The 18118-nt window shown below is 70.0% G+C and carries 23 protein-coding genes and 2 tRNA genes; 10 read left to right on the top strand and 15 right to left on the bottom strand.

The features are described from left to right. Positions 1–35 precede the first annotated feature (35 nt). Entirely contained in the window at positions 36–1733 is a 1698-nt protein-coding gene (pknB, locus tag MIAR_RS02815) for a Stk1 family PASTA domain-containing Ser/Thr kinase (protein WP_285630972.1), read from the top strand. On the opposite strand, the gene MIAR_RS02810 is transcribed toward pknB, so the two are convergent. Genes MIAR_RS02810 through MIAR_RS02800 form a run of 3 tightly spaced genes read right to left on the bottom strand, consistent with a single transcriptional unit; the run spans position 1715 to position 3285 of the window. After that, positions 1715–2338: an anthranilate synthase component II gene (locus MIAR_RS02810; RefSeq protein ID WP_285630970.1), complete on the bottom strand. Its 624-nt coding sequence runs from the start codon at positions 2336–2338 to the stop codon at positions 1715–1717. The two genes, pknB and MIAR_RS02810, sit on opposite strands and share 19 nt — an antisense overlap. Beyond that, positions 2335–2490, bottom strand: a complete 156-nt coding sequence (locus MIAR_RS02805; protein WP_285630967.1) for a hypothetical protein — start codon at positions 2488–2490, stop codon at positions 2335–2337. Before MIAR_RS02805 ends, MIAR_RS02810 begins: the two co-directional genes overlap by 4 nt. A gap of 12 nt (positions 2491–2502) precedes the next feature. After that, entirely contained in the window at positions 2503–3285 is a 783-nt protein-coding gene (locus tag MIAR_RS02800) for a class E sortase (protein ID WP_285630964.1), read from the bottom strand. A gap of 37 nt (positions 3286–3322) precedes the next feature. On the opposite strand from MIAR_RS02800, the gene MIAR_RS02795 reads away from it, so the two are divergent. After that, a complete protein-coding gene (locus MIAR_RS02795) occupies positions 3323–3565 on the top strand; it encodes a cell division protein CrgA (protein ID WP_285630961.1) in 243 nt (80 codons plus the stop codon). Between the two features lie 354 nt (positions 3566–3919). Here the strand turns inward: MIAR_RS02795 and MIAR_RS02790 are convergent, their stop codons facing one another. After that, positions 3920–4801 (bottom strand): rhomboid family intramembrane serine protease, encoded by an 882-nt coding sequence (locus MIAR_RS02790; protein ID WP_285630956.1) that lies wholly within the window; start codon positions 4799–4801, stop codon positions 3920–3922. Positions 4802–4819: 18 nt separating this feature from the next. Further along, positions 4820–5377: a peptidylprolyl isomerase gene (locus tag MIAR_RS02785; RefSeq protein WP_285630953.1), complete on the bottom strand. Its 558-nt coding sequence runs from the start codon at positions 5375–5377 to the stop codon at positions 4820–4822. 137 nt (positions 5378–5514) lie between these two features. Here MIAR_RS02785 and MIAR_RS02780 point away from each other — a divergent pair, with 137 nt between their 5' ends. After that, on the top strand, positions 5515–6009 hold the full coding sequence (locus MIAR_RS02780; RefSeq protein WP_285630949.1) for a DNA helicase: 495 nt from the start codon (positions 5515–5517) through the stop codon (positions 6007–6009). A gap of 2 nt (positions 6010–6011) precedes the next feature. Further along, the gene (locus tag MIAR_RS02775; RefSeq protein ID WP_285630946.1) at positions 6012–6494 is read left to right on the top strand and encodes an aminoacyl-tRNA deacylase; all 483 of its coding nucleotides are present in this window, start codon (positions 6012–6014) and stop codon (positions 6492–6494) included. 3 nt (positions 6495–6497) lie between these two features. On the opposite strand, the gene MIAR_RS02770 is transcribed toward MIAR_RS02775, so the two are convergent. Both MIAR_RS02770 and MIAR_RS02765 read right to left on the bottom strand, forming a co-directional pair. After that, on the bottom strand, positions 6498–7685 hold the full coding sequence (locus tag MIAR_RS02770) for an amidohydrolase family protein (protein WP_285630943.1): 1188 nt from the start codon (positions 7683–7685) through the stop codon (positions 6498–6500). 33 nt (positions 7686–7718) lie between these two features. Next, complete coding sequence (locus MIAR_RS02765) at positions 7719–8141, bottom strand: NUDIX hydrolase (protein WP_285630940.1); 423 nt, start codon at positions 8139–8141, stop codon at positions 7719–7721. A gap of 144 nt (positions 8142–8285) precedes the next feature. Here MIAR_RS02765 and MIAR_RS02760 point away from each other — a divergent pair, with 144 nt between their 5' ends. Then, positions 8286–8741, top strand: coding sequence for a hypothetical protein (locus tag MIAR_RS02760; protein WP_285630937.1), 456 nt, complete (start codon positions 8286–8288; stop codon positions 8739–8741). Positions 8742–8781: 40 nt separating this feature from the next. Further along, the gene (locus tag MIAR_RS02755) at positions 8782–9903 is read left to right on the top strand and encodes a M24 family metallopeptidase (RefSeq protein ID WP_285630934.1); all 1122 of its coding nucleotides are present in this window, start codon (positions 8782–8784) and stop codon (positions 9901–9903) included. A 9-nt stretch (positions 9904–9912) separates the two neighbouring features. On the opposite strand, the gene MIAR_RS02750 is transcribed toward MIAR_RS02755, so the two are convergent. Together MIAR_RS02750 and MIAR_RS02745 are read right to left on the bottom strand one after the other, a co-directional pair. Continuing rightward, positions 9913–10758 carry a universal stress protein gene (locus MIAR_RS02750; RefSeq protein WP_285630931.1) on the bottom strand — a complete coding sequence of 282 codons (846 nt, stop codon included), beginning with the start codon at positions 10756–10758 and terminating at the stop codon, positions 9913–9915. An 81-nt stretch (positions 10759–10839) separates the two neighbouring features. After that, on the bottom strand, positions 10840–11970 hold the full coding sequence (locus tag MIAR_RS02745; RefSeq protein ID WP_285630928.1) for an aminotransferase class V-fold PLP-dependent enzyme: 1131 nt from the start codon (positions 11968–11970) through the stop codon (positions 10840–10842). 121 nt (positions 11971–12091) lie between these two features. Here MIAR_RS02745 and MIAR_RS02740 point away from each other — a divergent pair, with 121 nt between their 5' ends. Genes MIAR_RS02740 through MIAR_RS02730 form a run of 3 tightly spaced genes read left to right on the top strand, consistent with a single transcriptional unit; the run spans position 12092 to position 13437 of the window. Then, positions 12092–12673 (top strand): hypothetical protein, encoded by a 582-nt coding sequence (locus tag MIAR_RS02740; RefSeq protein ID WP_285630926.1) that lies wholly within the window; start codon positions 12092–12094, stop codon positions 12671–12673. After that, positions 12670–12867 carry a DUF6186 family protein gene (locus MIAR_RS02735; protein ID WP_285630923.1) on the top strand — a complete coding sequence of 66 codons (198 nt, stop codon included), beginning with the start codon at positions 12670–12672 and terminating at the stop codon, positions 12865–12867. Before MIAR_RS02740 ends, MIAR_RS02735 begins: the two co-directional genes overlap by 4 nt. A gap of 18 nt (positions 12868–12885) precedes the next feature. Then, positions 12886–13437, top strand: a complete 552-nt coding sequence (locus tag MIAR_RS02730) for an NUDIX hydrolase (protein ID WP_285630920.1) — start codon at positions 12886–12888, stop codon at positions 13435–13437. Positions 13438–13443: 6 nt separating this feature from the next. On the opposite strand, the gene MIAR_RS02725 is transcribed toward MIAR_RS02730, so the two are convergent. The 6 genes from MIAR_RS02725 to MIAR_RS02700 all read right to left on the bottom strand — a co-directional run bounded on the left by MIAR_RS02725 (position 13444) and on the right by MIAR_RS02700 (position 17081). Beyond that, positions 13444–13788, bottom strand: coding sequence for a TfoX/Sxy family protein (locus MIAR_RS02725; protein WP_285630917.1), 345 nt, complete (start codon positions 13786–13788; stop codon positions 13444–13446). 70 nt (positions 13789–13858) lie between these two features. After that, positions 13859–13931, bottom strand: a tRNA-Ala gene (locus MIAR_RS02720). Between the two features lie 25 nt (positions 13932–13956). Then, positions 13957–14030, bottom strand: a tRNA-Ile gene (locus tag MIAR_RS02715). Positions 14031–14111: 81 nt separating this feature from the next. Then, positions 14112–14924, bottom strand: coding sequence for a DUF4097 family beta strand repeat-containing protein (locus tag MIAR_RS02710; RefSeq protein ID WP_285630914.1), 813 nt, complete (start codon positions 14922–14924; stop codon positions 14112–14114). Then, complete coding sequence (locus MIAR_RS02705) at positions 14921–15607, bottom strand: response regulator transcription factor (protein WP_285631871.1); 687 nt, start codon at positions 15605–15607, stop codon at positions 14921–14923. The genes MIAR_RS02710 and MIAR_RS02705 overlap by 4 nt, the downstream gene beginning before the upstream one ends. A gap of 52 nt (positions 15608–15659) precedes the next feature. After that, a complete protein-coding gene (locus MIAR_RS02700; protein WP_285630910.1) occupies positions 15660–17081 on the bottom strand; it encodes a sensor histidine kinase in 1422 nt (473 codons plus the stop codon). Positions 17082–17164: 83 nt separating this feature from the next. On the opposite strand from MIAR_RS02700, the gene MIAR_RS02695 reads away from it, so the two are divergent. After that, complete coding sequence (locus MIAR_RS02695; RefSeq protein ID WP_285630907.1) at positions 17165–17878, top strand: VIT1/CCC1 transporter family protein; 714 nt, start codon at positions 17165–17167, stop codon at positions 17876–17878. Positions 17879–18118 lie beyond the last annotated feature (240 nt).

Genomic DNA, 18118 nt, shown 5'->3' with positions numbered 1-18118 from the left:
ACAGGAGACTTCAAGGCATCAGGGGGAGACGGGACGTGACGACAGAGCCGCGCATTCTCGCCGACCGCTATCGGGTCGATGAGGTGATCGGCAAGGGCGGAATGGCCCAGGTGCACCGCGGATACGACCTGACCCTGGGCCGCGAGGTCGCGATCAAGATCCTCGACCCCGAGCTCGCGCGCGACACGGCGTTCCGCACCCGATTCCGCCTGGAGGCGCAGGCCGCCTCGCGCATGTCGCATCCGTCGATCGTCCGCGTCTTCGACGCCGGCGACCCGGGCGCCGCCCCCGGTGCGAACGGCGAGACCGAGCCCTACATCGTCATGGAGCTCGTGCACGGCACGCTGCTGAAGGACGTCATCGCCCGCGGGCCGCTGTCGGTCGAGGACGCGATCCGCTACACCGACGGCATCCTCGAGGCGCTGGACTACTCGCACCGCGCCGGCGTCGTGCACCGCGACATCAAGCCCGGCAACGTGATGATCACCGACAAGGGCACCGTCAAGGTGATGGACTTCGGCATCGCCCGCGCGGTGTCGGACTCGTCGTCGACCGTCGCCGAGACGACGCAGATCATCGGCACCGCCGCCTACTTCTCGCCCGAGCAGGCGAAGGGCGAGTCGGTCGACTCGCGCACCGACCTGTACTCCACGGGCGTGGTGCTGTACGAGATGCTCACCGCGCGGCAGCCGTTCCGCGGCGACTCCCCGGTGGCGGTCGCGTACCAGCACGTCAGCGAGACGCCGGTTCCGCCGTCGGAGGTGAACGAGGAGCTTCCCCGTGCGCTGGATGCCGTGGTGCTGCGCGCTCTCGCCAAGGACCCGTATCAGCGCTTCCCCGACGCCGGCTCGTTCCGCATGGCCCTGCAGGGCATCACGACGGGGCACGCGCCCACGAAGAAGGAGATCGGCGCCCTCACCAGCGAGCTGTACGGGTCGAGCCCCCGTCAGGCGCAGGAGACGGCCCGATCGCTGCGGCAGCTGAGCACCGACACGACCATGACCCGCACCCAGTCCGGGCCCCCTGTGGCGTGGATCTGGGCCGGCGTCGCGCTGCTCGCCGTGCTGCTGGTGTCGGTGCTGTTCTGGGTCGTGAGCCTGTCGATGCGCCCGCCGGAGACGCCGTCATCGTCGGTGACCGTGCCGAACCTGGTGGATCTGACCGTCGCCAAGGCGAAGACCGAGCTCAAGGACGCCGGGCTGGTCGCCGACGTGCGCCACGAGTCCAGTGCGGACTTCGAGGTGGATCACGTGATCCGCACGCAACCCGGCACGAATGCGAAGGTCTCCAAGGGCGAGTCGATCATCGTGTACGTGTCCACCGGCGCCGACACCATCGACATGCCCGTGATCGAGGGGCTGTCGCAGGACGACGCGACCAAGGTGCTCAAGGACAACGGGCTCGTGCTCGGCACGATCGAACAGACCAACGATCCGACCGCCAAAGCGGGCACCGTGCTGCACTCCAGCCAGCAGGCGGGCACGAAGGTCGCGCCGGGGACGACCGTGAACCTGGTGGTCGCGAACGGCAAGGTGACGGTCGAGGACATGACCGGCTTCACGATGGATGCCGCGACCAAGAAGCTCGAGGCGCTGTCGCTGACGGTCACCCCGACCGAAGTCGGCGCCTGCACCGAGGGTCAGTCGCCGAACACCGTGCTGTCGATGACGGTCTCGCCCGGTGAGGTGCCGATCCTCTCCACGGTCGGCCTGAGCTACTGCACCGCGGGCTGATCCCGCTCATCCGGGGCTGAGCGCACGCTCGCCAGCCAGTTGCCCAGCAGACGGTGCCCGTCCTCGGTGAGCACGCTCTCGGGGTGGAACTGCACGCCCAGGATCGGCAGGCTCTCATGGGCGACGGCCATGATCGTGCCGTTCTCAGCGCGTGCGGTGACCCGCAGTTCGGCGGGGAGATCCGACTCGACCAGGGCGAGGGAGTGGTACCGCCCGGCGGCGAACGGAGAGCGGATGCCGTGGAACAGGGTGGACCCGTCGTGGGTGACCTGCGACACCATGCCGTGCATGAGCTCGGGCGCTCGGGCGACCGTCCCGCCGAACGCCTCGCCGATGGCCTGATGCCCCAGGCACACGCCCAGGAGCGGCATCCGCCTTTCCCCCGCCGCGCGCACGACGGCCAGCGAGGCCCCCGCGTCCGCGGGGGTGCCGGGGCCGGGGGAGATCATCACGGCGTCGTGGGCGTCCAGCCCGGGATCGAGGTCGTTCTCGTCCAGGGCATCCGCCTCCACCATCGTCACGACGGCGCCGAGTTCGCGCAGGTACCCGATGAGGGTGTGCACGAAGCTGTCGTGGTTGTCGACCACCAGTACCCGCACGCTCATTCCACGTCGACCTCTCCCGGCGTGATGAGCGGGCTGATCCAGGGGAACACCCAGAAGAACAGCGCGTAGAGCACCGCGGCCAGCAGGGCGAGCAGGATGATCAGGCGCACCCACCAGGGGCCGGGCAGGAGCCGCCACAGTGCTGCGTACATCGGTGGTTCTCCTCAGAGGGACGGGGTGGCGGGTTCGACGGGGGCGAGGGATGCCGGCGGGCCGTCGGCGCGCGGCTGGAAGCCCTCGAACACGCCGTAGGCGACGATGCGCTCGGCGAGGGAGTACAGCGGCGAGCAGGCGGTGAGGGTGATGTAGCGCTCGCCCGTCTGCTGCTCGGGCATCTGCGGCACGTCGTCGAGCACGTCGACCTCGGTGGGCTTGACGTACTCCAGCGTGCGGAAGCGGTAGGTGTACCAGCCATCGGGCGTCTCCACGACGATGGCGTCGTTCAGCTTGAGCTTGTCGAGCTGATTGAAGGGCTTGCCCCAGGTGGTGCGGTGGCCGGCGAGCGAGAAGTTGCCGACCTCGCCGGGCATCTTCGACTGCGTGTACAGGCCGATGCCGATCCGGTCGAGCGTGCGTGCGCGGCTGGTTCCGCCGGCGATGTCCTTGGCGTAGTCGGCACCGAACCGGGGGATGCGCATGATCGCGAAGCGCTGGCCGTCGGCCGGATGCCGCAGGACGGGCAGCGCATAGCTGGTCGTGCCGTCCGCCTCCTCGACCAGCGGCGGCGGCTCGGGAGCGGGGGCTTCGGCCCACTGGCGGATGGTCGCCGCGCCCTCGGCGTTCTTCTGGGCGTTGATGATGACGTCGCCGATCCACATCTGCCAGGCCACGAAGAGAAGCACGATCACGCCGGCCGTGAGCAGCAGTTCACCGAGCACGCTCGTGACCGTCGCGCGGGAGCGACCCGCCACGCGCCGGGTACGGCGTGTCGGCGCGGAAGCGTGCATGAGGGGAAGTCTATTCGGCCCGGCTAGACTGATCCCCATGGCACGATCTCGCGTACCCGAAGAGCCCGTCGACCGCCCCGAGGGCGTCGACGACGCCGCCCCCAACGCCGTCTGGTTCAAGCCCGTGATGGTCGGCTTCATGCTGCTCGGGCTCGCCTGGATCCTGGTGTACTACATCTCCGGCTCGCTGTACCCGATCCCCGGCCTCGGCGGCTGGAACCTCGGCATCGGCCTGGCCATCGCCCTGGTCGGCTTCCTCATGACCACCCGCTGGCGCTGACGCCAGTCCGCCCGCACGTGCAAAAGGCCCCTCGCTCCGCGAGGGGCCTTTTCCGTCCCTGCCCTATCCCGCCCCACAAGAGCTCCTGCTGGACAGCGCACACAGGAACGTGAGGGAGCGGGGAGGTTCCCGGAGCGAGCATCGGGGAGGGACCCGCGAAGCGGGAGGGGCACCCGTTCTGCGAGCGCAGGGAACCTCCCCGCTCCCGGCAACCCATGACATCTCTGCGCCCGCCCCAGCATCCGCCCACAGCTTTCCACAGGGGTTCTCCCCAGAGTTATCCACAGGCTGGGGAGAATTACACCGGTGTTATTCACACAGGGGGATAACCCTGTTAACAACCGTTGATCAGCCTTAAGCGAGAATCCAGTTGCCTGCGACGGCGACTCCGAGCACCAGGACTGTGAGTACCGAGAGCAGGACGATCTGCCAGGTGCGCTGGTCGCGGCGCTTGGTGTTGATGTAGATCAGCGCGATGAGGGCGCCGACGATCAGGCCGCCCAGGTGGGCCTGCCAGGCGATGCCGGACACGATGAAGCCATAGGCGAAGTTGATGGCCAGCACCACGAGGATGCCGGTGACGTTGGCGCCGATGTGGCGCCCGATGATGAGCAGGGCTGCCATCATGCCGAACAGCGCGCCCGACGCGCCGACCGTCGAGGTGCCCGGCGCCATGAGCGCGACGGCGACCGAGCCGCCCAGACCGCTGATGAGATACAGCGCGAGGTACCGGCCGCGGCCGAGCATCGGCTCGAGGGTCTGACCCAGCATCCACAGGGCGAGCATGTTGAGCCCGAGGTGTAGGATGCCGCCGTGCACGAACACCGAGGTGAGCAGGCGCCACGGTTCGAACGGGAAGCCGGAGAGGTCGGGATAGAGGTAGACGGCGTTGAACAGCAGCGCACTGGTGATCTGCGCCCCGACGCCCGGAAGCAGCTGCAGCAGGCCGATGGCCGTGGTGATCGCCAGCAGCACGTAGGTGACGATCGGCCGGCCGCCGCGGCCGGCCATGGCGACGGGACCGCGGCCCCAGGCGCGACGGGCGCGGCGCTGGGCGGGGGACTCCGCCTTGCGCTGCGCCTTCATGCACTCCGGGCAGATGACACCGACGGGTCCCTGCGTCTGGCATTCCGGGCAGATGGTGCGCATGCAGCGCTGGCAGAGCACGAAGCTCTGCCGATCCGGATGCCGGTAGCAGAAGTTGTCGCGATTGCTCGTGAACTCTGGGTTCGTCATCCGGATCGGCTCGCGCTCTCAGGCCTGGACGATGTCGATCGACTGCAGCACGACCGGCTCGATCGGGCGGTCGCCCGCGGCGGTCGGCACGGCCGAGATGGCGTCGACGACGGCCTTGGAGGCCTCGTCGGCGACGGCGCCGAAGATCGTGTGCTTGCCCTGCAGCCAGGGGGTCGGGTCGGTGGTGATGAAGAACTGCGAACCGTTGGTGCCCTCGACCTGTCCGGTGATGGCGTTGCGGCGCAGGCCGGCGTTCGCCATGGCGAGGATGTAGGGCTCGTTGAAGTTCAGCTCCATGTTGATCTCGTCGTTGAAGTTGTAGCCGGGGCCGCCGACACCCTGACCGAGCGGGTCGCCGCCCTGGATCATGAAGTTGGGGATGATGCGGTGGAAGATGACGTCCTTGTACAGGGGGCCCTCGCCGGGCTTGCCGGTGGCGGGGTGCGTCCAGTCCTTGGTGCCGTCGGCCAGGCCGACGAAGTTGGCGACCGTGTTCGGGGCGTGGTCGCCGAACAGGTTGACGACGATGTCGCCGTGGTTGGTGTGCAGGGTTGCGACGTGAGAAGCGTGAGGCATGGTGACATTCTCGCAGAGCGACCTCTGACCGGGCTGGCATGATCGCAGATGTTCGCCGTCAGCGCCAGATCCCTGCCCGCATCCAGCCTCGCATGGCAAGATGAACACGAACGGACTCCGACCGACGGGAGAGCAACGTGAACCTCAGCCGCAAGCGCAAGAAGGAACTGCGCAAGCTTCAGGATGATGCAGGACAGCTGTGGGAGGCGCAGCAGGTGCTCGTCGGCCACGCCGCGGACATCGCCCGCGAGGCGGGCCGCCAGCTCGGCAACTTCAACCGTGAGCAGGTCGTGCCGGTCGTGCAGGACGCCTACAGCCGCAAGGTCGCCCCGACGGTCGACCGCGGGCTGAAGATCGGCAAGCACGTCGTCGACGACAAGGTCGTCCCGATCGTGGGCGGCGTCGTCGGCACCGCGCTCTCGGCGTGGGACGTCGCCAATCAGAAGCGCTACGACCTGGGCATCGGGCACCGACCGGCACCGAAGAAGAAGACCATGGGACTCGGCTCCGTCGTGGCACTGGTCCTCGGCGCCGCCGCGGCGATCGGCGTGGTCGTGGCCGCCTGGCAGGCGCTGCGCGCGGACGACGAGCTGTGGGTCGCGGACGACCCGCTGTCGACGCCGAACGCCTGAGCATGGCCGACCCGCACGAGCGGGTTCGGGCAGCAGCATCCGCTCGCGGACTCGAGATCGAGATCCGCGAGCGTCCTGCCGCCCGCAGCCTGCACGAGGCAGCCGAGCTGCTCGGCCTGCAGCCATCCGACATCGTCAAGACGCTGGTGGTCAAGCGCTCGGATGACACCTACCTGTTCGCCCTGGTGCCCGGCGGGCGGTCGATCTCGTGGCCCAAGCTGCGCGCGACCGTCGGCGTGAACAAGCTGCGCCTGCCCGAACCCGAGCTGGCGCTGGCCGCGACCGGCTACGAGCGCGGCACCATCGTTCCCATCGGCAGCACCACCGACTGGCCGGTGTTCGCCGACCAGACCATCGTCGGCCGTCGCATCGCCATGGGCGCGGGCGCACACGGGTACAGCCTGTTCGTGGACGCCGACGACCTCATCCGCGCCTACGGCGCCACGGTCGCCGACATCTCCGAGCCCGAACAGCCCCGCGACTGACCGTCAGCGCTGATACAGCAGCTTGCCACCGCCGACGGTGACCTCGCGGGGGAGCGTGCGCACGAGCACGTCCATGGTGTTCTCGGAGTCGACGAGCACGACATCCGCTCGCGACCCGGGGGTGAGGTCGTTCTTCTCCACGCCCGCGAACGGTGCGCCCAGCGAGGTCGCCAGCTCGACGACGCGACGCAGATCGTCGTCGTAGACGACGCCGGAGCTGCGCGCGAACTGCCAGGCGATGCCCATGGTGTCGCCGGTGCCGTAGGGGCCCCACAGGTCGCGGATGCCGTCGGTGCCGAAGCCGAAGCGCACGCCGGCCTCGGCGAACTCGTGCAGGCCGAACTGCTTCATCCGCAGCGGGGCGACGGTGGTCATGGAGATGCCGAGCTCGCCCATCTGCTGCAGCAGGTCGTGGCGGCGCGCGTCGTCGGCATCCACGATCGCGAAACCGTGCGCGATGTTGACCCGGCCCTGCAGACCCAGCTTCTGGGTGCGGTCGATGATGAGGTCGAACTGGAAGGCGCCCAGCGATCCGCCGTCGTGCAGATGGATGTCGATGCCCACACCGTGCTCGGCGGCGAGGGCGAAGATCGCGTCGATCTGTCCGACCGGGTCCTTGTCGATGCCGGCCGGGTCGAGGCCGCCGATGTGCTCGGCGCCGGCCTTCGCGGCATCCGCGAGCAGCTCCAGCACCCCCGGGCGGCGCAGCACGCCGTCCTGCGGGAACGCGACGATCTCGCAGGCGATTCCGCCCTCATAGGCGGCGACGGCCTCGCGCACGGCCTCGATGCCGCGCTGGCCGAGTCCGAGGTCGACGTCGACATGGCTGCGGATGGCGGTGGTGCCATGCTTGACGAACTCGGCCAGCACGCGCGAGGTGATCTCGACGCTGGGGATGCCGAGCTCGTCGCGGTGCGCGCGCTCGTGCTGGATGCGTCCGTCGGTGCTGCGGACGCCCCCGTAGGACTGCCACGGCAGGCCCCACCACGACTTGTCGATGTGGGCGTGGGTGTTGACGATGCCGGGGATGGCGAGCAGGCCGCGGCCGTCGATCTCACCGTCGCCGATCGGAGCACCGGACGCCGCGACGACCTGCGAGATCGTGGCGCCGTCGATGAGGATGTCGCTGAGCTCACCGCCCCAGGGACGGACGTTGCGGACGGCGGAGACGGGGGAGAGCTTGTCGACCATCTCCCCATTCTGACCCACCCGGTTGTCTGATGACTAGATGATTCCAGCCATCCGCAGCGCGATGTCCACGAGCTTCACGCGCTGCAGCTCCGCCACCTCAGGGATCGTGAACCACGCCGCCATGTCGGTGGACCCGTTCTGCTCGAAGCGCAGCCGCCCACCCGTGATCTCGGCCCGGTACACGATGCGGATGGTGTGCAGCGGTGTGCGCTCCCGGTGCACGCGCTGAGAGCCGGGGATGACGCGGGAGTGGATGCCGAGCAGCTCGGTCGTCTCGATGTGGAAGCCGGTCTCCTCGCGCAGTTCACGCCGCACCGCGACCTCGGGGTCCTCGCCCTCCTCGAGTCCTCCGCCCGGCATGGTCCAGGCGACGCGGCGCCCCTCGGTCCAGCGTGCGAGCAGGATGCGGTCCTCATCGTCGGTGACGACGGCGTAGGCGGCGACGCGCAGATCCATGGATTCACAGTAGCGCCGGTTCCCGCGTGCATCCCGGGCGTCCCGCCATGCGGAGTCCGGGCGGGCCGTGGCATCCGATCAGGAATCGAGAAGCGCGGTGACGACGTGGCTTCTAGCGTGGGATCAGACACGAAGGAGGCCGACATGGCTGAGCAGGACAAGACCGTGGTGTTCTCGGACGAGGAGCGCGCGGCGATGAAGGCGGCGTCGAGCGAGCGCCGCACGGCCCGTTCGCGGGCGAAGAAGGATCCGGACGAGGTGCGTCGGGAGGGCGAGGCCGAGGTCCGCGCGAAGCTGGCCGACATGCCGGACGACGACCGGGCGCTCGGAGAGGCGCTGCACGCGATGGTCGGGGAGGCCGCCCCGCATCTGGTGCCGCGCACGTACTACGGCATGCCGGCGTACGCGAACGAAGCCGGCAAGGTGGTGTGCTTCTACAAGCCGCGCTCCAAGTTCAAGGTGCGCTACTCCACCTTCGAGTTCGAGCAGGCCGCGAACCTCGACGATGGCGCGATCTGGCCCACCGCATATGCGGTCACCGCGCTGGGCGCCGAGCAGCTCGCCTTCCTGGCAGAGCGCGTGCGGATCGCGGCGTCCTGACACCTGTCCTGCGTGCGGATGCGGCGGTAGCGTGGAGCGCGTGAGTTCGCTTCCCTTCCCCGCATCCGTCTACGCCGCCCGCCTCGAGCGGGCCGGAGCCCTGGCCGCCGAAGCCGGCATCGACGCCGTGATCGTGGGTCCCGGCCCCGACCTGCGCTATCTGCTGGGTGTGGAGGGCGACACGATCGAGCGCCTCACGGCCGTGGTGCTGGGCCCCGGGTTCGAGCCGACGATCGTCGTGCCGCGCATGGAGCTCGCGAAGGTGCGCGACACCGCGGCGGGCGAGCTGGGCGTGCGGATCGCCGACTGGGTCGACGGCGAGGATCCCTATGCGCTGGTCGTCGGCGCGCTGCCCGCGGCGGGCGGGAGGATCGCGGTGTCGGATGCCCTCCCCGCACTGCACGTGATCCCGATCGGGGATCGGGTGGACGCCCGGCTCGAGCTGGCGACGCCCGTGCTGCGCGAGGGTCGCATGATCAAGGATGCCGACGAGGTCGCGGAGCTGCGCCGGGCCGGCGACGCCATCGACGCCGTGCATCGTCGGGTGGCGGATTGGCTGCGCGCGGGGCGCACCGAGCGCGAGGTGGCGGCCGACATCGCCGAGGCGATCAGGGCTGAGGGACACGAGACCGTGGAGTTCGTGATCGTGGGCTCCGGCCCGAACGGCGCCGATCCGCACCACGAGGTCTCGGATCGGGTGATCGAGGACGGCGACGTGGTCGTGGTCGACATCGGCGGGGCGGTGCCGAGCGGCTACAACTCCGACAGCACGCGCACGTACGTGGTCGGTTCGCCCACCGCGGAGCAGGCCGAGCGCATCGCGGTGCTCGTCCGCGCGCAGCAGGCCGCGGTGGACGCGGTGCGTCCCGGCGTGACCGCGCACGAGGTCGACGCCGCGGCACGGCAGGTGCTGGCGGATGCCGGACTCGGTGAGGCGTTCCTGCACCGCACCGGTCACGGCATCGGCGTCTCGGTGCACGAGGAGCCGTACATCGCGCCGGGCAACGACCTTCCGCTGCGCGAGGGCATGGCCTTCAGCATCGAGCCGGGCATCTACTTCCCGGGCGAGTGGGGCGCCCGCATCGAGGACATCGTGGTGGTGACCGCGAACGGGTGCGTGCGGCTCAACAACGCGCCGCACGCCCTGGCATCCGTCGGCTGAGCGCCGCCGTCAGCGCACCACGGCCGTGACGGATGCGAGCCGCTGCAGCACCTCGTGACTGATCGACCCGAGCAGGAAGCGGCGCACGATGCCGTGGCCTCGGCTCCCGACGACCGTGAGTCGCGCTTCCTCGGCGAGGTCGTTGATGACCGCGGAAGGGAATCCCTCCGCGACGGCCTCCACGATCTCGAGGCCCGGGTACTGGCTGCGCAGGCCCGCCAGCGACAGCGAGAGCGCCTCGCGGGACGCCTGCTCCATCCCCTGGCGGTAGCCGGCGGATGTGGTCATCAGCGCGTTGCGGGGAGCGGCGATCGGGGTCCAGACGATCACGGCGGTGAGCGGTTCTCCGAGACGATCCGCCTCCGCCGCGGCGAACGCAATCGCGTCTTCGGAGACCGGCGATCCGTCGACGCCGACGACCACTCCGCGGCGCCCGTCCTCCAGGTCGAAGTCGGGAACCACCACGACAGGGCAGTGCGAGCCGGCGGCGATGCGGATGCCGTGCGATCCGCGTGCAGGTCCCTGGCCCGGGCCCCGGTAGTCGCTGCCGATCACCAGCAGAGCCGCGTGCTCGGATGCCTCGATGAGCGTCGAGACCGGGTCGCCGAGCGCGGTCCGCGTCGTGACGGTGAGCCCGTCGGCCCGGATCCGGTCCGCGACCTCGGCGAGCAGCTGATCGGTGGCTTCGGTCGCCGCCTGGATGACGATGCCCTCGCCGACCATTCCGATGGCACCCCCGACGACGCCCAGCAGCTCGATGGACTGCCCGCGTGCGGTGGCGCGCGACACCGCCCAGTCGACCGCTCGACGGCTTGCCTGTGCGTCGGTCACACCGACGACGATCTTCTCCGACATCTCCGGCTCCCATCTCTGCAGGGGCCTCCACTCTATTGACCTCCGTGCGACTTCGCGCGGGCGGGGGCCGTGGAAAACGCGTCAGACCTGCATCGCGTCGAGTGCCGCCTCCAGACGTGCCACGGTGCCGTCGACGTCGCCGAGCTTGTCGAGCCCGAACAGCCCCATCCGGAACGTGGAGAACGACTCCGGCTCGTCGCAGTGCAGCGGCACGCCGGCGGCGATCTGCAGTCCCTGGGCCTTGAACTTCGCCCCGGTGCGCAGGCCCTCGTCGGTGGTGTGCACGACGACCACGCTGGGTGCGGCGAAGGCGGATGCCGCGACGGACGGCAGGCCGCGCTCGGCCAGCAGGGCGCGCACGCGCGTGCCGAGTTCGATCTGCGCCGCGCGGAGGCTCTCCAGGCCGCGGTCGCGGGTCTCGATCATCTGCGCGAGGTTGCGGGCGATGGTGTCGGTGGGCATGGTCGCGTGGTACCCGGCCCTGCCGTCGCGATAGCCGTCCGAGATCGCGAGCCACCGGTTCAGGTCGAGGGCGAAGCTGGTCGGCGTGCCGGATGCCACAGCATCCCGGCCCTTCTCGCTGAGCATGACGAACCCGACGCCGGGCGAACCGCTCCAGCCCTTCTGAGGGGCGCTCAGCAGCACGTCGACGCCGAGCGCACGCATGTCCACCCACATCGCGCCGGAGGCGATGCAGTCCAGCACGAGCACGCCGCCCACCTCGTGCACGGCGTCGGCGAGCGCACTGACGTAGTCGTCCGGAAGCAGGATGCCCGCGGCGGTCTCGACGTGCGGGGCGAAGACGACGTCGGGGCGCCCGGCGCGGATCGCAGCGACGACCTCGTCGATCGGAGCGGGGCTCCAGGCGGCCTGCGGCTCGTCGCTGTCGGGGCGCGCCTGGCAGACGGTGACGGCGGATGCGATGGATCCGGCGTCGAGGATCTGCGACCAGCGGTAGGAGAACAGTCCGTTGCGGACGACGAGCGCCTTCCTGCCGGTGGCGAGGTGACGGGCGACGGACTCCATGGCGTAGCTGCCTCCGCCGTTGATGACCGCCGCGCTGTCGGCGCCGTAGGTCTCGCGCAGGATGGCGAGCGTCTGCTGCATGATGCCGACGAACCGGGCCGACATGTGGTTGAGGGAGCGATCGGTGAAGACCACCGAGTACTCCAGCAGGCCGTCGGGATCGATGTCGTCGCGGGGGAGGCTCATGCGTCCAGGTTTCCACCGCTCGCGCGTTCCGGAAAGGCCCTTTCACCTGGCGGAAGTCTCGGCCGAGGGAGAGGGACTCGTGCCGCGTCGCCGAGGTGACTAGCATGCGGGTGGAGCTGAGATGGAGCGTGGATCGGATGCTGCGGCACGGCGCGCGCCCGTGCGCTGGCCGGTGGTGTGCTGGCTCGTCATCCTGGTGCTGATCGGAGTCGCCCAGCTCGTGCGTGGGGAGTGGTTCGATTCCGCGGTGTTCCTGGTCGCGATCGCGCTCGTCTGCTGCAGCATCCTGCTTCCGTCGCACGGGGCGCATCGGCCGCGGCCGGACCTCGTCGTGTTCGCCGCGACGGTGCTCGCGGCGGCGGTCGCGCTGCTGCCGCGGCACAGCACCGGAATGATCGTCGCGGTGCTGGTCACCGGCGTCGCCGCGCTGGTCGCGAGCTGGCCAGGTGCGGCATCCGTTCGCCGCGCCTGGACGCCCGGGCTGCGACGGCTCGCCGTGGCGTGGGCGGTGATCCTGGTGGCCGGATGCCTGTGGGAACTGGCGCAGTTCATCGCCGGCCGGATCGCGCCGACGCAGCCGAGCTTCGCGCTGAGCGACCTCGTCGATCCGCTGCTGGACACGGAGCTCGGCAAGGCGGTCTTCGCCGGCGCCTGGCTCAGCTGCGGCGCGTTCCTGGTGCTGAGGGGACGGCGCAGCGGATGATCTTCAGCACCGCGTTCTTCCTGCTCTGCGCGGCAGGGCTGATCCTGGCATCCTGGCGCATCCGGCTACGGGATGCGGAGGCGACCGTCACGGAGCTGTTCGACCGGCTGCTCGAGGACCGGTCCGTGCGGATCGCCGTGATCGTGGTGTGGTGGTGGCTGGGCTGGCACTTCCTGGCGGGCGAGACCCTGTGACCGGCCTACGCTGAGGTGGTGACCGTCGCCGAGGATTCCGCCGCCGCCCTCCGCTCGTGGACTCCGCTCCGGGAGGCCGATCGGACCCTGTGGCAGGAGTACGTGGACTTCGCCGACGATCCCGCGCACGCGCACCGTGAGACGTCGACGGCCCAGCACCTGACGGCGAGCGCGCTCCTCTTCGACGCGGCGCTGGAGCACGTGCTGCTCTGCTTCCACGGGAAAGGGCGCTTCTGGGTGCAGCTGGGCGGTCACCTCGAGCAGTCCGATGCGTCGCTGGCCGATGCCGCGCTGCGCGAGGCCCGCGAGGAGAGCGGGCTGGACGCACTCACACCCCTGCTCGGCACCCCCGTCGACCTCGACCGGCACGCCCTCTCGTCGCGATTCGGTACCTGCCGGGTGCACTGGGACGTCGGCTACGCGTTCCGCGCTGAGCCGGATGCGATGCCCGTCGCCAGCGACGAGAGCGAGAGCGTCGCGTGGTGGCCGGTCGATGACCTGCCCGAGGGCAGCGTAGAGGGACTCGCGCGGCGCGTCGGCCGGGCCGTCGAGATCCTGCGCGCAGGGTGAGGCCGGTCAGCGGCCGATGCCGGTGACCGCCGCGTTGTTCTCCAGGGCGGCATCGACCCAGAAGGCCAGCTGCTCCTCATCCAGCTCGCCGGCATCCACCGTGATCCACCCCTGCCCCATCTCCCGGCCGGGACCCATCACCGCCTGCCTCGCGCCCGCTCGCAGAACGAGCTCATCATTCCGGTCGGCGGAGACCCGCACCAGCAGACCGCCGTCCTTCTCCGCGCCGACGATCATCTTGTCGTTCACCAGGATGCAGTGATCGCCGAACATCGACACCTCGCGCTGAACCGGCTCGTCGGCGATCAAGTCGCGGATCCGCTCGACGAGTTCTTCCTGCGCAGGAGTCATGCCGGAAGGATACGTGAAGGTTCCGCCGCGAAACCAGAAAGACCCCGGCAGAAGCCAGGGTCTTGATCTGTGGAGCCTAGGAGATTCGAACTCCTGACATCCTGCTTGCAAAGCAGGCGCTCTACCAACTGAGCTAAGGCCCCGAAGGGGATTCCTCGAGGGAATGTGTGGGGCTACCAGGACTTGAACCTGGGACCTCTTCATTATCAGTGAAGCGCTCTAACCGCCTGAGCTATAGCCCCGTCAACCTCCAAGACTTTACCGGATGAAGCTGAGGAAAAGCGAATCGAGCCCGGCCTGCGTGCAGGCCGGGCGTTTCCGATTCACTCCGCGGCGCCTCCGGGGCTCAGGGTGACGGTTCCGGCCGACACGTCGGCCTGGATCCGGTGCGTGCTGGAGGGGTCCTGCACCAGGTCGCTCTCCAGAGTTCCGGCCGTCGCCTGATGACGCAGGGCGTACGACCCGTCCGGCACGGTGAGGTCCAGCCGGCCGGCGGTGAGGTCGATCGAGACCTCGTCCGGAACGGACTGGAGCTCTGCGGTGACGCGGCCCGCGTTCACCGTGTACTCCGCGGTCCGCACGTCACGCAGGTCGATGTCCGCACGGCCGGCGTTCACCTGGACATCCAGTTCCCTCGCCGCGCCCTGCACGGTGAGCGCCCCGGCGTTGATGTCCAGATCCAGCTCGCCGAACTCACCGTCCACGCTCAGCGATCCCGCCTGAAGGGTGAGATCGGCGTCGATGCCGAGCAGCGACTCGGGCAGCACGAGCGTGGCCTGCTGCTCGCCGCGCAGCCAGTCCGGCCGGAACCAGTCGAAGCCGCTCCCCGGGCCGCGCACCTTGAGCTCGTCATCATCGCGCCGCAGCGACCAGTCCTGCTCCGAGCCCTGCTCGATCTCCAGGCGGGCCTCGGTGACTCCCTCCCGGAACTCAATGGTCATGTCGGCGGCGCCGACCTCGAGATCCAGGGAGGTGACGCCCTGCACGTCCTGCCGCGTCGTGCCGCCCTCCTGCGACGACACCTGCTGCACGCCGGCGAACGCCGCCCCGGCCCCGGTGCCCAGCAGCACCACGCCGCCGCACACCGCCAGCACCACGGTGAGTGCTCCCACGGTCTTCTTCGTCGCGCCGTTCATCGGACGCCTCCCTGATAGTCGTTCCCGGCGTCCGCGACGCCGGTGTTCTCGATGTGCGCGAGTGCTGCCAGCACCCGCCGGTTGCCGTCCTCCGGCTCGAGCCCGAGCTTCTGGAAGATGGCGGTGATGTGCTTCTCGATGCTGGCCTCGCTGAGGAACAGCAGGGCGGCGATCGCGCCGTTGGACTTGCCCTCGGCGATCAGCGCGAGCACGGTGCGCTCGCGATCCGTCAGGCGCAGCATCCGCTCGTCGCGATTGCGGCGCGTCAGCAGTTGCGCGACCACCTCGGGGTCGAGCACGGTGGCACCGGATGCGATGCGCTGCACCGACTCGATGAACTCGGCCACATCGGCGACCCGGTCCTTGAGCAGATACCCCAGCGCCCCGCCCTGCGCGGCGATGAGGTCGCTCGCGTAGCGCTCCTCCACGTACTGGGACAGCACGAGGAGGGGGAGGGACGGATGCCCGGCGCGGATCGCCAGGGCCGCCCGGATGCCCTCGTCCGTGAACGTCGGCGGGAGCCTGACGTCGAGGATGCAGAGTTCGGGGTCCGTGTCGACCACCGCGTCCATGAGGCCGTCGGTGTCGGGGAGGGCGGCGACCACCTCGTGGCCGGCGTCCTCGAGCAGGCGGACGAGCCCTTCGCGGAGGAGGACCGAGTCCTCGCAGATGAGGATCCGCATCACGCCACCTCCTCGTTCTCAGGCCACCGGTGCTGGTTCAGGGTCGGGCAGATCAGGATGCGCACGGCACCGTCACCTCCAGGCTGGTGGGACCGCCCGCGGGGCTGTCCAGGCGGAAGGTCCCGCCGGCGGCGAGGATGCGGTTGGTGATGCCGTCGAGTCCGCCTCCGGGCTGCACCTGCGCGCCGCCCATGCCGTTGTCCTCGACGCGCGCCCACAGGCCGCCGTCGCGGCTGCGCACGACCACGCGGCATTCGCTGGCCCTGGAGTGCTTGGCGGCGTTGGTCAGCGACTCGGCGATGGCGAAGTAGATCGCGGCCTCGGCGTCCCGGCATCCGGCTCCGGAGTCGGTCGTCCCGGCGTCGATCCGCACGTCGAGCTGCACGGGGATGTGCGAGCGGCTCGCCAGGGCGGAGAGTGCGGCGTCCAGGCCGCGGTCGTCCAGCACGGAGGTGTGGATGCCGCGCGCGAGCTGGCGCAGTTCGGTGATGGCGGCCTTGGTGGAGGTGTGCGCCTCGTCGATCAGGGCCTTCGCGGCGGCGGGGTCGGTGTCGATCTTCTGCTGGGCCAGGCCCAGGGTCATGCCCACGGAGACCAGCCGAGGCTGGACGCCGTCGTGCAGGTCGCGCTCGATGCGGGTGCGCTCGAGCTCGGCGGCCCGGACGGCGCCCTCACGCTGCGCCGAGGTGGTGCGCACCTGCGCGGTCAGCTCGGCCTCCCGGTTCGGCATGACGAGAGCGCGGCTGAGCAGGCGATGAAGCAGGGCGAGACCGAGGATGCCGGCAGCGGCGGCGAGCACGCCGAGGATGCCGACCAGCGGCGCCCAGGGCGCGGCGACCATCGAGCCGAACGGCCCCTCGACCGTGGAGCGCCCGGAAAGCGGGGCGAACGCGGTGAAGGCCGACCAGATCACGCCCCAGAACAGGCGCAGCACGAGCGTGCCGGCGATGCATCCGAGCACGAAGTTGAGCAGCGCCCGCCACATGCGGCCGTCGACGGACTGCCGCAGGACGTTGCGGAGCCACCCCCCGAAGCCCGGATGGGTGCGGGGACGCCACTGCAGGTCGGGAAGGTTCCCGCCGTACAGGCCGTCGACGCGGCGCACCTCGAACCAGGCGACCCCGTAGAGTCCGTAGACCAGTGCGAGCAGCACGAAGATGCCGATGCCGAACACGAACAGCATGCCGAGGCCGATGCCGAGGGTCGCGGTGAGCACGGCGAAGACGGCCGTGCCCACGGCGCCGAGTGCGGCGAGTTCGAGGACGGTGAGGACGATGCGCAGCGGCGGGCGGTCGGCATCCTTCGCGGGAGCGGACGCCGGCGCGACCGGCGGGACGGGGGCCGTCGGAGGGACGGGGGCCGTCGGAGGGACGGGGGCCGTCGGCGGAACCTGCGCCGCGGGCGGCACCGGCGCTTCCGGGGCGGTGGGCGCGGTGCCCTGGCCCGGTGCCGGGGAAGTCGGATTCGTGGTCATGGCATCCACGCTACGGTCATGAGGAAATCATTGACACGGGGCTGACCAGAGACCCCGATTCGGGTTTTCCCTACACTGGCACCATGACGGATGCGCATCCTGACGAGCCGCACGGAGCGGGCCTCGGTCAGAGACTGAACTGGCTGCGAGCAGGCGTGCTCGGCGCCAACGACGGGATCGTCTCGGTGGCGTCCCTGGTGGTGGGTGTCGCGGGCGCGACGACCGACAACGCGGCGCTGCTGATCGCGGGCCTCGCCGGCCTGGTCGGCGGCGCGATCTCGATGGCGCTCGGCGAGTACGTGTCGGTGAGCAGCCAGCGCGACACGGAACGGGCCCTGATCCACAAGGAGCGCGAAGAGCTGCGCACCATGCCGGAGCAGGAGCTCGACGAGCTGACCCAGCTCTACCGCGACCGCGGCCTGAGCGAGGAGACCGCACGGCAGGTGGCGGTGGAGCTCACCGAGCACGATGCGCTGGCCGCTCACCTCGAGGTGGAGCTCGGCATCGATCAGGACGACCTGGTCAACCCGTGGCACGCCGCGATCTCCTCGGCCATCTCGTTCACGATCGGGGCGCTGCTGCCGCTGCTGGCCATCCTGCTTCCGCCTCCCGCCGTGCGGGTGCCGATCACGTTCCTCGCCGTGCTGGTCGCCCTCGCCCTCACCGGCTACGTCTCGGCGAAGGTCGGCGGGGCGAGCCCGGTCCGGGCCTCGCTGCGCCTCGTCATCGGCGGCGCCCTCGCGCTGCTCGCGACCTGGCTGATCGGCACGCTGCTGGGTACGACCGGAGTCGTCTAGCGCTCCGGATCCGCTCCCTTTTCAGGCATCCGCTCCATCGATCTGTGGAGCGGATGCCACTTTCTGGAGCGGATGCCACTCAGCGGGCGTCCGTGAGCAGGGGGATCAGCACCTCGTCGACGATCCGCACGGCGGTGTCCGCGTCGATCGCGCTGTCGCGGAACAGGAACCTCCCCGCCTCCGACGCACCAGACGAAGAACGCCCCTTCCCGAAAGGAAGGGGCGTTCTTCGAACGCAAC

Origin of the sequence: Microbacterium arabinogalactanolyticum (genome assembly GCF_030268005.1) — a bacterium.
GTDB lineage: Bacteria > Actinomycetota > Actinomycetes > Actinomycetales > Microbacteriaceae > Microbacterium > Microbacterium arabinogalactanolyticum.
The sequence above is the reverse complement of the archived record's forward strand: the minus strand, read 5'-3'. Positions and strand labels throughout refer to the sequence as shown.

Coding starts and splice junctions, on each gene's coding strand:
- MIAR_RS02770 (WP_285630943.1), bottom strand. CDS start 7,685: ATGGTCGACAAGCTCTCCCCCGTCTCCGCCGTCCGCAACGTCCGTCCC.
- MIAR_RS02810 (WP_285630970.1), bottom strand. CDS start 2,338: ATGAGCGTGCGGGTACTGGTGGTCGACAACCACGACAGCTTCGTGCAC.
- MIAR_RS02805 (WP_285630967.1), bottom strand. CDS start 2,490: ATGTACGCAGCACTGTGGCGGCTCCTGCCCGGCCCCTGGTGGGTGCGC.
- MIAR_RS02750 (WP_285630931.1), bottom strand. CDS start 10,758: ATGTCGGAGAAGATCGTCGTCGGTGTGACCGACGCACAGGCAAGCCGT.
- MIAR_RS02785 (WP_285630953.1), bottom strand. CDS start 5,377: ATGCCTCACGCTTCTCACGTCGCAACCCTGCACACCAACCACGGCGAC.
- MIAR_RS02735 (WP_285630923.1), top strand. CDS start 12,670: ATGATCTTCAGCACCGCGTTCTTCCTGCTCTGCGCGGCAGGGCTGATC.
- MIAR_RS02725 (WP_285630917.1), bottom strand. CDS start 13,788: ATGACTCCTGCGCAGGAAGAACTCGTCGAGCGGATCCGCGACTTGATC.
- MIAR_RS02790 (WP_285630956.1), bottom strand. CDS start 4,801: ATGACGAACCCAGAGTTCACGAGCAATCGCGACAACTTCTGCTACCGG.
- MIAR_RS02700 (WP_285630910.1), bottom strand. CDS start 17,081: ATGACCACGAATCCGACTTCCCCGGCACCGGGCCAGGGCACCGCGCCC.
- MIAR_RS02795 (WP_285630961.1), top strand. CDS start 3,323: ATGGCACGATCTCGCGTACCCGAAGAGCCCGTCGACCGCCCCGAGGGC.
- MIAR_RS02765 (WP_285630940.1), bottom strand. CDS start 8,141: ATGGATCTGCGCGTCGCCGCCTACGCCGTCGTCACCGACGATGAGGAC.
- MIAR_RS02740 (WP_285630926.1), top strand. CDS start 12,092: ATGGAGCGTGGATCGGATGCTGCGGCACGGCGCGCGCCCGTGCGCTGG.
- MIAR_RS02775 (WP_285630946.1), top strand. CDS start 6,012: ATGGCCGACCCGCACGAGCGGGTTCGGGCAGCAGCATCCGCTCGCGGA.
- MIAR_RS02695 (WP_285630907.1), top strand. CDS start 17,165: ATGACGGATGCGCATCCTGACGAGCCGCACGGAGCGGGCCTCGGTCAG.
- MIAR_RS02800 (WP_285630964.1), bottom strand. CDS start 3,285: ATGCACGCTTCCGCGCCGACACGCCGTACCCGGCGCGTGGCGGGTCGC.
- MIAR_RS02710 (WP_285630914.1), bottom strand. CDS start 14,924: ATGAACGGCGCGACGAAGAAGACCGTGGGAGCACTCACCGTGGTGCTG.
- MIAR_RS02745 (WP_285630928.1), bottom strand. CDS start 11,970: ATGAGCCTCCCCCGCGACGACATCGATCCCGACGGCCTGCTGGAGTAC.
- MIAR_RS02705 (WP_285631871.1), bottom strand. CDS start 15,607: ATGCGGATCCTCATCTGCGAGGACTCGGTCCTCCTCCGCGAAGGGCTC.
- MIAR_RS02760 (WP_285630937.1), top strand. CDS start 8,286: ATGGCTGAGCAGGACAAGACCGTGGTGTTCTCGGACGAGGAGCGCGCG.